This window comes from Christiangramia sp. LLG6405-1 (assembly GCF_045055805.1).
GTDB lineage: Bacteria > Bacteroidota > Bacteroidia > Flavobacteriales > Flavobacteriaceae > Christiangramia.
On the sequence record NZ_CP159330.1, the window covers coordinates 1,581,059 to 1,594,012 of the forward strand.

Below are 12,954 nucleotides of genomic sequence, written 5' to 3' on the forward strand. Positions count from 1 at the left end.
CATTATGAACATCTTTAAGAGATTATTTAAAATAGGAGAGGCAGAAACAAATTCTGCCTTGGACAAAATGGAGGATCCAATCAAAATGACCGAACAGGGCATTAGAGACATGAAACTTGACCTGGACAAAAGTTTGGAAGCATTGGCACAGGTGAAAGCACTTGCCATTAGAGCAAAGAACGACCAGGAGGAATTTCAGAATAAAGTGGACGATTACCAGAATAAAGCGATCATCATCCTGAAGAAAGCCCATTCGAAAGATATGGAACAGGCAGATGCAGATCGCCTTGCGCAGGAAGCTTTGGTGCAAAAAGAAGCAGCAGAGCAGCAGGTGCTAAGAGCTAAGGAAGAGTCGGTTAAATTCGATAATAACGTTGCTCAATTGCAAAAAAATATCCAGACCATAAAAGCAAATATCGGGAACTGGGAGAATGAACTCAAGACCCTAAAAGCAAGGGTTAAAGTATCGAATGCCACCAAGAACCTGAATAAGCAAATGGCCGAACTTGATAGCACTGGTACGGTATCTATGCTGGAAAGAATGAAGGAAAAAGTAGCCCAGGAAGAAGCCCTGGCCGAGGCTTACGGAGATATTGCCAATGCTTCTAAATCCATCGATGAGGAAATTGATAAGGCGGCAGATACCTCAAAAGCAAAAGCAAGTGATGAACTGGCGAAGCTTAAAGAACAACTTGGAATGAAAGATTCTAAAAACGAATAAACTTGGATAACCTAATCAACATACTTTTTTCAGAGGTAAACGTGATCCTGAGCGTGTTGCTCATGATTCTAATCCTCTACTGGATCATCACTATGATAGGTGGTCTGGATTTCGATCCGGACTTCGATATCGATGTAGATGTGGATGCAGACGTGGATCTGGATTCTGGGATCGAAGGTGGAAATATGGATTTTGAAGATATTTCCAATACCGAGATCAATCAGGAAGACGTGGTTGGGAAGAGGCGAAAACCTTTAAAGTGGTGGCAGATATTTCTTATCTATTTCAATTTCGTGGGACTGCCATTTATGTTCACTTTTACTTTCTGGATCTTTGTCTGGTGGTTCATAACTACCCTGGTTACTGCGATCACTTCAAGCTATGATAACTTTATAGGTTTTGGGATCATGCTGCTGGCTTTATTTCCGGCACTATTCGTCACCAAGATACTTACCACACCTTTTAAAGGTTTCTTTAAAAACCTGAATAAGGACGGCGATGCACCCATCGACTATCTTGGTAGAAAGGCGACTTTGATGTCGACCATTTCAAAAGACAGGATGGGAAATGCTGAGGTAAGCGTAAATGGTGATAGCTTATCTATTTACGTAAAATCACTTACTGGCGATGCACTCCCTTATGGAAGTAGTGTTCTTATTATCAAGCGGTCTCCAGATCGCAATTATTACCTCGTACAATCATATAACGAATAAAACTAATCTAACTACAATGGAATCAATCTTACCAATTATTGGAATTGGAATAGGCGTATTGCTATTTCTAATCATCGTTTACTTCGCGATCATCGCGATGTTCTACAAAAAAATTCCCCAAGGACAGGCACTCATCAGGACCGGTTTTGGAGGGACAAAGGTCGCTACAGATAAAGGTCTGTATACGGTGCCTGTTTTTCATAAAACCGAGATCATGGATATTTCTGTCAAGAAGATCCAGATCGAAAGACTGGCGCATGAAGGTCTTATTTGTAGAGACAATATGCGTGCAGATATCAAAGTTGCCTTTTTCGTTCGGGTGAACAATGATATTGAATATATTAAAAAAGTAGCGCAGACTATAGGTGTGGACCGTGCATCTAAAATTGCCACGCTGGAAGATCTTTTTGAAGCAAAGTTTTCAGAAGCATTAAAGACAGTAGGTAAAAAATTCGATTTTATCGAGCTTTATGAAGCCAGACGTGAATTTAGAGATGAGATCGTAAATATCATTGGGACAGATCTTAATGGCTATACACTTGAAGATTGTGCGATCGATTTCCTGGAGCAGACTTCAGTAAAAGAATTAAAGCCAGACAATATTCTGGATGCGGAAGGGATCAAGAAGATCACCGAGCTTACGGCAGTTCAGAATATGAAAGCTAACCTTATCAAGCGTGATGAGGAAAAAACCATCAGAAAGCAAGATGTGGAAGCCAGAGAAGCCATTCTTGAACTGGATAAGCAATTAGCTGAAAAAGAAGAGCAACAGAAACGTGAAATTGCGAATATCAAAGCTCGTGAAACTGCAGAAACTCTGAAAGTAGACGAAGAAGAAAGACTAAAATCTGAAACTGCCAGAATTGCTACGGAAGAAAAAGTAAAGGTTGCTGAAGAAAATATGCAACGCCAGATCATCGTAGCACTTAAAAATAAAGAGCGTACCGATGCTGTGGAGTCTGAAAGAGTTGAAAAAGACAGGTTACTAGAAGCTACCGAGCGTGAAAGAGTGGTAACTCTCGCACAAATCGAGAAAGAGAAGGTTGTTGAGGTTGAGAAGAAAAACATCCAGGATGTGATTCGCGATCGTGTAATGCTGGAAAAAGGAGTGGTAGAAGAGCAGGAAAACATGAAAGATATCCAGGCATTTAAAACTGCCGACAGGGATAAGCAGGTTAAAATTACTACTGCGGAAGCATCTGCTCAGGAAGAACTTATTAAAACCACGATTGCTGCGGAAGCTCAAAAAGAAGCTGCCAAGCAAAAAGCCGAAGAGATCAATATCGAAGCACTTGCTCACAAAGAAGCCAGCCAGAAACAAGCTGAAGCGAGAAAAATTCTTGCTGAAGCCCAGGCGAAAGAAGAAGCAACTGTTGGTATGTCTGAAGCTCAGGTAATGCATGCGAAGGCTGATGCCAACGAGCGTCAGGGACTTGTAGAAGCGAATATCATCGAGAAAAAAGCACGTGCTGAAGCGGCCGGGATGGAAGCCAAAGCAGATGCTAAACGTAAAGATGGACTTGCCGAAGCAGATATAATTAAAGAGAAAGCGATAGCTGATGCTTCAGGAATCGAGGAGAAAGCTGCTGCAATGAAGAAACTGGATGGTGTTGGAAAAGAACACGAAGAGTTCAAATTAAGACTGAACAAAGATCTTCAGGTAGATCTTGCCAATATCAATATTCAGAAGGAAATCGCAGATGCACAGGCGCAGGTAATTGGAGATGCGTTGAAAGCTGCTAAGATCGATATCGTTGGTGGAGAAACTATGTTCTTCGATCAAATCGTTGGCCAGATCACCAGAGGTAAAGGTTACGACAGGCTAGTACAGAACTCTACGAACATCCAGGAGGTAAAAACTGCTATTCTTGGTAGTGAAGATGTAAAAGGGAATCTGCTTGAAAAAGTAAGAGACTTCGCGTCTAAATATGGAGTAAGTACCGAGGATATTAAAAACCTTAGTATTGCCTCTCTTATTACAGATCTTAAAATAAAATCTGATGATAAGGAAGAGCAAACCATGCTCGGCAATCTTCTGAACCTGGCGAAAGGCCTGGGAATTCAGGATAAACCGATCTCAAAACTTAGATAAATGGAAATGCCGGTGCCTGGCACCGGCTTCTTTTTTAATCTACATCAATTACATCACAAACTTCAGGAAGACAACATGGCAAAGGAACCCATAAAGGAAGAGAATGCGCAAAAACTGGATGTTGGTACCTACGAGGTGATCCAGGGCAGACTGCAAAAGCAAAAAACTGAGTTACAATCCCGACTTCAGAAATTAAATGAAGAGCGGCAGAAGGTTTTTGGTTCTTTGGAAACCAGGCTTATCGCCAATGACCGCATCAATACCGAAAACAACTGTATCGCGAGGGATATCGTTTCCCTTGGCAATACCTGCATTTTTGGTTACAATGTGCATTTTGGTTTGCGTACAGAGATCTCTTTGAATGATGTAATGAGTATTTACAGGTTTGAGAATAATTCTTTTGAAGCCATCGATACAGATCTACTGAAAAACGATGTTTTCGAATCTGATTTCAAAAATCTTTACAAGTATTACAGAAACACCATTTTCTCGAAATTCGCTGTAATTGGAAACTATCTTTATATGGTTTTCCGGTTAAGTGAGAGTGTAACCGATATCAAAACCTTCAAATGGCTTATTAAAGATGAAGGTTTGCAATATGTGGACAATCGTAGTGATCACGAATACAAACTACCGTCACAACATGAATTCAACTGGCAGGAAGTATCCAGAGATCAACATAGGCAGGGAGTTCATGCGCATGTTTCTATTCTGGATCGTGTTTTTGTAGAGACCATTGGCGGTGATCTTACAATCAAGATCGAGGATAATACCAATGATGGAAAAGGAATCTTTTCCGAAGAAGTAGAGCATAGGGACCAAACGCTGGATGACGCACAGTATAGATTTGCGAATCTTGGTAATCTCATCATTCTTGAAATTAAACCATTTCAGGAAGGGCCGCGTTATTTTGTGTATAATCACAAGCTGCGGGAAGTTCAAAAGATCAGCAGTATCAAGGATACCTGTGTATTGTTACCAGACGGCCAGGGAATAATTTTCCCAACCGGGTATTACTTACAAACCGGGGAATATCATTTGTTCGATCATAGCATTCCGAATTTAAGATTTCAGGAAAAGATAAGTTCTCCAAATGGCGAGGATTTTCTGTACGTATTCTACGCTCCGGAAAACGGACTCTACAACCTGATGAGCTATAATGTGATCTCCCAGGAAATCCAGACTCCAATTATTTGTAATGGTTTTACGATTCTTGAAAAAGGCGAACTATGCTATTTCAAGAACGAAAATGAACAAACCAAGCATCATGTGATCCAGATCTGGCAAACGCCATATCTTAAAGGTGATTTTATGCCTTCCAGTCATGAGGATAGCCTGTTATATAAGATCGGAAACAAGGATATTGTAAAAGCGATGGCTGAGGTAAACGGACTCGTAAATCTTCTAAATAAAGAGGATAATTATGATGGTTTGTATGCAGATCTTTCCAAGCGTTCCAAGGATATTCTGGATGCTTATTACTGGCTGAAAGAAGAGGAAACTCAGCTTCTAAATGAGCCACTTCGGGAAATTAACCAGGCTGCAAATGCTGCCATGGATGAATTTCAGAAGGTGCTGGAACTCAAGAAGAATGCTAGGCAGAAAACTAACGAAATAGGGAAAGAAGCCGAGCAAATCTTTAATAAGATAAAAAGTTCAGGTTTTCGGAATATCAATGATTTCGTAATTGCATTGACGCAGCTCAGGTCATTAAGAGGAGAAGCGATCAGTCTCAAAGAAGTACGTTATGTAGATGAGCAATTTATTGAAAACCTTGAAGAGCAAATAGCCGAGCAAACTACAAAGATCTCGCGAAGATGCGTGGATTTCTTACTGGATGAGAAAGCTCTGAATCCATATCACAAAGCAGTAAGTGATAAGGAAGAGCAGCTATCTGATATTAATAAGGTAGTTGATGCCCGAAAACTGGAGGAAGAAGTCAATAAAATTTCAGAAGATCTTGAATTATTAATTGATATTGTTTCAAATCTTGAAATAGAGGATACTTCGCATTCTACCAAGATTATCAATAATATTTCACTAATTTTTTCTTCGATCAACCAGTTAAAGGCAGAGATCAGGAAGAAGCGAAAATCCCTTGGAAGTGCAGAAGCTCAAGCCGACTTTGCCGCGCAATTAAAGCTTATCGATCAAAGTATCATCAACTACCTTGACATCGCTGATACTCCGGAAAAATGTGATGACTTTCAAACCAGGATTTCCATTCAGCTAGAAGAATTGGAGGGAAAGTTTGCCGATTATGAGGAATTTATTGAGCTGATTATTGAGAAGCGGGAAGAAGTTTATAATGCATTTGAAGCTCGTAAGAATACACTCGTAGAAAAACGAAATAAACGTGCGGTAACTTTACAAAATTCCGCAGGAAGAATCCTGAAAGGTGTTCGTAAGAAATCTGAATCTTTTAATGAAGTAGCAGATATCAATGCTTATTTCGCTTCAGATATCCTGGTGAACAAAGCCAGAGATATTGCCACGCAACTACAGGAAATGGATGACAGTGGAAAGGCTGAAGAAATTCAGTCGATGCTGAAGTCTGCCCGCGAAGATGCACTTCGAAAACTGAAGGATAAGAAGGAAATTTACGAGGATGGCGATTCGATCATCAAGCTGGGGAAACATAAATTTGGCGTTAATAAACAGGAGCTTGATCTTACGATCTTATTCGTGGACGATGCTTTGCATTATCATATAACAGGAACCGACTTTTATCAGAAAATTGAAAATGAGACTCTTCTAAAGTCTGAAAGATTCTGGAGCCAGGATTATATTTCAGAAAACAAGAGTATATACCGAGCCGGTTTTCTTGCCTATAAATTATTCCGAAGATTTGGTGAAGAACTAAAGGACCATACGGAGGAAGATTTGATCAGGCTAGTGCAGGAGGAAAGTAGCAAAGATTATTCTGAAGGATACGTGAAAGGAATTCATGATCTGGATGCGGCAAAAATACTATCTGTGCTTCTGGAAAAGCATGAGGCTTTGGATCTGCTTCGGTTTCACCCCGTAATCAGGTCCTGCGCACAATTCTTCTGGAAATTTTCTTCTTCGGAAATCCGGTCAAATTTGGATCAGAATATAAAAGCTGCGGGAGAAGTGTTGCAGGTATTTCCAAATTCCAGAGAATACCAGTCATTGCTGAAAATACTAACCAAAGAGATTCAAGATTTTGGTCAGAAATCAGGAATTTTTGAACCTGAACTGGCTTCTGAAGTTGCTGAATATTTGTTTGAAGAATTGCAAAATGATGATGATTTTCAAAAAAGCGGAATAGCCATCGGGATCAAAGAAGATTTCCTGAATATGCTGAAGTCTGAAAATGCCGATCTAAAATTTAAAGATAGTCTCAAAAGCCTGAGTTCAAACCAGGCAAAAGTAGCCTTGATCGAGCAGTGGTTGAAAGCATTTTTGCAAAGCAAACTAGATGATCAAACGAGCTTAAAAACCAAATATGTAAGTGAAGCAGCAGCGCTTATACTCTTTGAGGATGAATCTGTCTTAAATACAAAATTTACTTCACCATCTCAGCATATTGAGAATTTGAGAGGTGAGCATCGCCTGGTCAAAGCAGGAGTTTTCGATTTCAACTATCATGATTTTGTATCGACTTACAGGAACTATTTTGAGATCGATGTTCCAGCTTACCACGAATTTAGAAAAGCCAGGCATGAAGTAACCCTTCAGCTTAAAGAAGATCTTAAACTTGAAGAATTCAAGCCGGGAACACTAAACTCTTTTGTTCGAAATAAATTGATAGACCAGGTTTATTTTCCTCTATTTGGAGATAACCTGGCCAAACAGCTCGGTACCGTTGGAGATCAAAAAAGAACAGATCGAATGGGATTGCTGTTGCTTATTTCTCCTCCAGGTTACGGTAAAACTACCTTAATGGAATATATCGCCAACAGGCTTGGACTGGTTTTTATGAAAATCAATGGTCCGGCGATTGGTCATGATGTAACTTCAGTAGACCCATCTTCAGCTACTAATTCGGCAGCCCGGGAAGAGCTTAAAAAGCTGAATCTTGCCTTTGAAATGGGGAATAATGTGATGCTGTATCTTGACGATATCCAGCATTGTAATCCTGAATTCCTTCAGAAGTTTATATCTCTTTCCGACGGAACCAGGAAAATCGAAGGGATTTACAATGGGAGATCGAGAACCTATGATATGCGTGGGAAAAAGTTCTGCGTGATCATGGCCGGGAATCCTTATACAGAAAGCGGAGAGAAGTTTCGAATTCCAGATATGCTGGCGAACCGTGCAGATATTTACAATCTTGGTGATATTATTGGCGATACCGCTCATCTGTTCAGGTTGAGTTTGATCGAAAATTCACTGACCTCCAATCCTGTTCTGCATCAGCTTAGTAGCAAGAATTTTGATGATGTTTACAGATTACTGGACAGAATTGAGAATAATAACCAGGAAGTACAGCTGGAAGGGAATTACTCGAACCAGGAAGTACAGGAATATGTGTCGGTTCTGGAAAAGGTTATACAGATTCGAAACAGTGTATTGAAAGTGAATGCGGCTTATATCAAAAGTGCTGCGATGGAGGATGAGTATCGAACAGAGCCATCTTTCAAATTGCAGGGTTCTTATCGTGATATGAATAAACTGGTGGCAAAAGTGGTTCCGGTAATGAATGATGCGGAATTGCAAACGCTTATTCTGTCGCATTATGAAAGCGAATCTCAAACCCTTACTTCAGCTGCGGAAGCAAACTTATTGAAATACAAAGATCTTATTGGCAATTTGAACGAAGAGGAACGGAGCAGATGGAATACCATTCAGGAAACTTTTCAGAAGAATAATAAACTAAAAGGTTTTGGGAACAAAAATGAGATGGCGCAATTGCTTTCTCAAATGATGGAATTCACAGATAATCTTGAGGGTATTAAACAGGTGTTGCAAAATGGATTTAATAAGTGATTCCTAACTAGCTGGTCTAACCTAAAAACATAGAAATCGTAGAACAATTGTTAAAAAGCGCCATTATTAACATGATTTACTGGAATAGAGTCAAAATCTTGCTTTTTACATGGTTATTTAATTACTGAATATTCAAACTCTTTATATATATTGGAATCTATTAAAAAAACCAACTTTAATAATAACTTTATGAAGAAGAATTTTAATTTTTTTAGAGGTTTAACAACAGTAGCAGCTTTGGCTTGTGTATTGTTTATGACTTCTTGTTCAGATGAACCGGTAGATAATTCTGTTTCAAGCCTTAAAACAGAAAACGCAAAAGCGTTTACACTGGCTAATGCAGAGACAGATTTTGTTACACTAGAAGGGAAAGCTGGTGCGTTTGAAAATGGAACTCGTACAACTACAGCTCCAGGTGATGATCGAGGTAGATTCAATATTACTTTTAGATACCTCACTCAGCTTACAGATAGGCAGCTTAGTGTTTTTGAATCTGCGGCGGCAAGATGGGAAAGGATTATTATCAAAGATGTTCCTTCTATTACTGGAACAATTCCTTCTGCGTTTGGAGGAGTGCCACCTATTGTGGAAAATGGAACTATAGATGATATTGTAATTGAAGTAGTGATTGCGCCAATTGATGGTCCAGGACAGGTTTTAGGCCAGGCAGGACCTCGTTTTACGAGAACTTCTGATGGTTTAACCGTAACCGGGTTGATGTTTTTTGACGTAGATGATTTAGATTTTCTTGATGAACTAGATCTTTTTGAAGATGTGATCGTGCATGAAATGGGTCACGTATTAGGGGTAGGAACGCTTTGGAGAGGTAAAGGTCTTATTGGTGGTCCAGACTCAAATCCATACTTTACTGGTAAAAAAGCTAATGTATTCTGGAATGCCGAAGGTGGAGAATTTGAACTTCCTATAGAAAATGCTGGTGGTCCTGGTACTGCATTAGGTCATTGGAGAGAATCTCTTCTTAGAAATGAGCTGATGACTGGATTCATCAATCTTGGAGAAAATCCTTTAAGTAGAATTACGGCCGGTTCTTTAAGAGATCTTGGATATGGATCATCATCTGTAGGAGAGAGCTACGATTTGCCAAAAGGTACTCCAGGGGTAAATATTGGTGAATTAGCTAAATCCTCTGAAGTTAATGGACTACATATTGCAAAAATGGAAGAAATTCTACTTCCTATTGGAACTATTCGTACAGCAAAATAACCTTCGCTGTAGCTTAATATCTTGATTGAAGATAAATGAATTTCATACTCAAAAGAGCCTTGTTTGCTGAAATGCTGAATGAGGCTCTTTTATTTTGTCTCCTTTTTACCTTTCTACATTATTGCTTAGGTCTAAAATCACATATCATTTAATTTTCAGTTTTCAATTAAATGACAGAACTTTCGAAGTTCTAACCAAACCAACTTTTTATGGCCTCAGGATTTTTTACTTTACTGGATGATATTGCTGCATTGATGGATGATGTTGCGGTGATGAGCAAAGTTGCCGGTAAGAAAACTGCCGGATTGCTTGGTGATGACCTTGCTGTAAATGCAGAAAAAGCCAGCGGATTTATTTCTGATAGAGAATTGCCAGTATTATGGGCGATCACTAAAGGTTCCCTTTTAAACAAGCTGATCATTCTGCCGGTCGCGTTTTTACTGAGTGCGTTTGTTCCGGTGGCTATAAAGATCATACTCCTTATTGGTGGATTGTACCTGGCTTATGAAGGTGCAGAGAAGATCCATGAATACTTGTTTCCTCATAAACACGCGAAATCCACACCTGTTCCAGAAGATCTTACAAAAGAACAGATGTTAGAACGAGAAGATGAGAAAGTAAAATCGGCTATACTTACAGATTTCATACTTTCTGTAGAGATTGTGATCATTGCTTTAGGAACCGTAGGCGGAGAGGAGTTACCAACTCAAATTGGAGTAGTAAGTGTAATTGCGCTTGTAGCTACCGTTGGAGTTTATGGAGTGGTTGCTCTTATCGTAAGGATGGACGAATTCGGAGCCAAGCTTATCAATATGAATGAGCAAACGGATAGCTTTTCAGATAAAGTAGGTAAATTTTTAGTGAATGCATTGCCATGGGTAATCAAGGGATTGGCGCTTATTGGTACAATAGCCTTGATGTTGGTTTCCGGAGGGATTTTCGTGCATAATCTTGAATTTATACATGATCAGGTACATTCTTTACCAACTATTCTTGGGGAATTCCTGGTTGGACTAGTTGTAGGAGCAATTGTTTTACCCCTGGTTGGACTGGGGAAAAAGATATGGAAGTCGGTTTCCAACAAATAAATTTCAAATTTAAATACATTCATGGATAGAAATTTCTGGCTCGAACTTAAAGAACAACTCCTTGACTTTTTGATCGAAATTGGTCCAGAGATATTTTATTCTGTCGTTACACTTATCATTGGAATTTTTGCTATCAAAATTCTAATGAATTTGCTGAAAGGCACTCTGCGAAGATCTAAAGTGGAACTTTCCCTGAAAACTTTTGTAGAGAGTCTCAGTGTCTTTGTGCTCTACGGCTTTTTATTTTTCGTAATTGGATCCATTTTAGGAATTAAGACGACCTCGTTTATTGCAGTATTTGGAGCAGCTGGTATTGCCATTGGTCTCGCTTTGCAAGGCAGTTTATCTAATTTTGCAGGTGGCGTGTTAATTCTGGTGTTTAAACCTTTTAAAGTTGGAGATCTAATCTACGTGAACGAGAATCTGGGTTTTGTAGAGCAGATAGATATTCTGTATACACGTATAAAAACCTTCGACGGAAGGATTATTACGATGCCTAATGGTAATGTTTCCAACAGTGATGTAGATAATCGCACGATGGAAAAGTATCGTCGCATAGATCTCAATTTGAAGTTCGCTTTTGATGAGGATATTGATAATTTAAGAAGAATCATTATCGCAGGAATGAACAAGCATCCAAAATTAGCTACGCACTTACCAGTTGATGTCTGGTTAGATGAAATAGGAGAGTACGAAATGAAACTCAAGGCCAGATGCTGGGTCGAATCGGTGGAATTCTGGCCGGCATACTGGGAACAATTGGAGGCGGTCAAAAAGCAACTTGATCTGGAAGAGATTAAAATACCAATTCCACGCCATGAGATCTATAGAGGTGCTCAGGAAACCACTGAAATGGATATAAGACCTTCTAATAATTGATTCTAAGAAACATAATTGAGCGTAGCTAGCTAGAATTAATTAAAATTTTCTAAACCAACAACTGTATTTACCTGTGAAAAATAAAAAACCATGGCCTACCAAAGAAGCGATGGAACAGGTGTATGCCATGAACTTATGGGGGAAAGGTGAATCTGCGTTCTACTCTGGTAATGGTTCACATGATGAAGTTCTAGTGAAGCCATATATAGAAGTAGTCAGAAACTTTCTAAAGGCACATCATAATAAACTTTCTGTATGTGATTTTGGTTGTGGTGATTTTAATATAGGGAGGAAGCTGCTGGAGAATGCAGAGCATTACATAGCTGTAGATATCGTACCGGCTTTAATAAACTACAATAAGACTAATTTTAAGTTTGATCATCTGGAATTTCAATGTCTCAACATAGCGAAAGATAAGCTTCCAGAAGGAGATGTGGTGATTCTGAGACAGGTTTTGCAGCATTTGTCCAATTCTGAAGTGCGAAGTGTGCTGAATAAAATTAAAGCCTTCAAATATCTCATTTTAACGGAGCATCAACCCGAATCTAATTTTATTCCGAATAAAGATATTATATCTGGCCAGGGAATAAGATTAAAGAAGAATAGTGGTCTGGAAATTACCAAACCGCCATTCAATTTCAAATTTGAAACCAGGAAGGAACTCCTTTCGATTCCAGTTCCCGATGGAAAAGGTGTTATAATAACTACTCTTTACGGAATTCAGTAGAAAAAACAATGGATCAATTTTTTTGAGACCTGATTAGAAAAATCTGGGTTACATAATTTCTTCGCTTGCAAGTATTTTAATGATCTAAAATCAGGGTTACTTCACAAATTGAACTGCACTATTTAGTGTGATAATCAATTAAGCAGTTTAGATAGAAGATGAGCGTGAGTACGTGTAAAATCTGGGGTACAATGGGAAAGAATGGAATTACTATACCTGGAGCAAATTCAGGCTTTGCTTCGGAAAGTAAGAATGAGCGAGTTGTAACTAGTAGTTTAACTCGCTCGATATTCTTTAAAAGTTATCTGAAGATTTTCAGATTAGGATTCAAGTCCTGGAATAGGAGTAAACTTACCATTAGTGGATTTCCCAAGAATGATCACATCTTTGATATCGCGGTATTCTTCAATCGCCAATTTTAGTTGATCTACTGTATCCCGGCGTACTTTAACTCCTCCTGTTTTTTTATTTTTGTTTCTAACTTCAATATAATAACCGTCTCTGAGATCTTTCGGTTTTGTAGAAGGTCTGCCCATAATAATTTTGATTATTCGAGA

9 protein-coding genes are annotated in these 12,954 nt (G+C 39.0%); 8 read left to right on the top strand and 1 reads right to left on the bottom strand.

Annotated elements, in window-relative coordinates; all coding sequences use genetic code 11:
• The first annotated feature begins 4 nt into the window (after positions 1 to 4).
• From ABVM50_RS07340 to ABVM50_RS07375, 8 genes are all read left to right on the top strand, one after another.
• A complete protein-coding gene (locus ABVM50_RS07340; protein WP_405200590.1) occupies positions 5 to 721 on the top strand; it encodes a PspA/IM30 family protein in 717 nt (238 codons plus the stop codon).
• 2 nt (positions 722 to 723) lie between these two features.
• The gene (locus tag ABVM50_RS07345; protein ID WP_405200591.1) at positions 724 to 1,434 is read left to right on the top strand and encodes a hypothetical protein; all 711 of its coding nucleotides are present in this window, start codon (positions 724 to 726) and stop codon (positions 1,432 to 1,434) included.
• A gap of 16 nt (positions 1,435 to 1,450) precedes the next feature.
• Complete coding sequence (locus ABVM50_RS07350) at positions 1,451 to 3,526, top strand: SPFH domain-containing protein (protein ID WP_405200592.1); 2,076 nt, start codon at positions 1,451 to 1,453, stop codon at positions 3,524 to 3,526.
• Between the two features lie 75 nt (positions 3,527 to 3,601).
• Positions 3,602 to 8,479, top strand: coding sequence for a DNA repair ATPase (locus ABVM50_RS07355; protein WP_405200694.1), 4,878 nt, complete (start codon positions 3,602 to 3,604; stop codon positions 8,477 to 8,479).
• A 189-nt stretch (positions 8,480 to 8,668) separates the two neighbouring features.
• On the top strand, positions 8,669 to 9,703 hold the full coding sequence (locus tag ABVM50_RS07360) for a hypothetical protein (RefSeq protein WP_405200593.1): 1,035 nt from the start codon (positions 8,669 to 8,671) through the stop codon (positions 9,701 to 9,703).
• Between the two features lie 209 nt (positions 9,704 to 9,912).
• Positions 9,913 to 10,791: a DUF808 domain-containing protein gene (locus tag ABVM50_RS07365; RefSeq protein ID WP_405200594.1), complete on the top strand. Its 879-nt coding sequence runs from the start codon at positions 9,913 to 9,915 to the stop codon at positions 10,789 to 10,791.
• 21 nt (positions 10,792 to 10,812) lie between these two features.
• Positions 10,813 to 11,670 (top strand): mechanosensitive ion channel family protein, encoded by an 858-nt coding sequence (locus tag ABVM50_RS07370; RefSeq protein WP_405200595.1) that lies wholly within the window; start codon positions 10,813 to 10,815, stop codon positions 11,668 to 11,670.
• Between the two features lie 109 nt (positions 11,671 to 11,779).
• Positions 11,780 to 12,397: a class I SAM-dependent methyltransferase gene (locus ABVM50_RS07375; protein ID WP_405200695.1), complete on the top strand. Its 618-nt coding sequence runs from the start codon at positions 11,780 to 11,782 to the stop codon at positions 12,395 to 12,397.
• 320 nt (positions 12,398 to 12,717) lie between these two features.
• Here the strand turns inward: ABVM50_RS07375 and ABVM50_RS07380 are convergent, their stop codons facing one another.
• Positions 12,718 to 12,933, bottom strand: coding sequence for a hypothetical protein (locus tag ABVM50_RS07380; protein ID WP_141876995.1), 216 nt, complete (start codon positions 12,931 to 12,933; stop codon positions 12,718 to 12,720).
• Positions 12,934 to 12,954 lie beyond the last annotated feature (21 nt).

Coding starts and splice junctions, on each gene's coding strand:
- ABVM50_RS07340 (WP_405200590.1), top strand. CDS start 5: ATGAACATCTTTAAGAGATTATTTAAAATAGGAGAGGCAGAAACAAAT.
- ABVM50_RS07350 (WP_405200592.1), top strand. CDS start 1,451: ATGGAATCAATCTTACCAATTATTGGAATTGGAATAGGCGTATTGCTA.
- ABVM50_RS07355 (WP_405200694.1), top strand. CDS start 3,602: ATGGCAAAGGAACCCATAAAGGAAGAGAATGCGCAAAAACTGGATGTT.
- ABVM50_RS07360 (WP_405200593.1), top strand. CDS start 8,669: ATGAAGAAGAATTTTAATTTTTTTAGAGGTTTAACAACAGTAGCAGCT.
- ABVM50_RS07365 (WP_405200594.1), top strand. CDS start 9,913: ATGGCCTCAGGATTTTTTACTTTACTGGATGATATTGCTGCATTGATG.
- ABVM50_RS07370 (WP_405200595.1), top strand. CDS start 10,813: ATGGATAGAAATTTCTGGCTCGAACTTAAAGAACAACTCCTTGACTTT.
- ABVM50_RS07375 (WP_405200695.1), top strand. CDS start 11,780: ATGGAACAGGTGTATGCCATGAACTTATGGGGGAAAGGTGAATCTGCG.
- ABVM50_RS07380 (WP_141876995.1), bottom strand. CDS start 12,933: ATGGGCAGACCTTCTACAAAACCGAAAGATCTCAGAGACGGTTATTAT.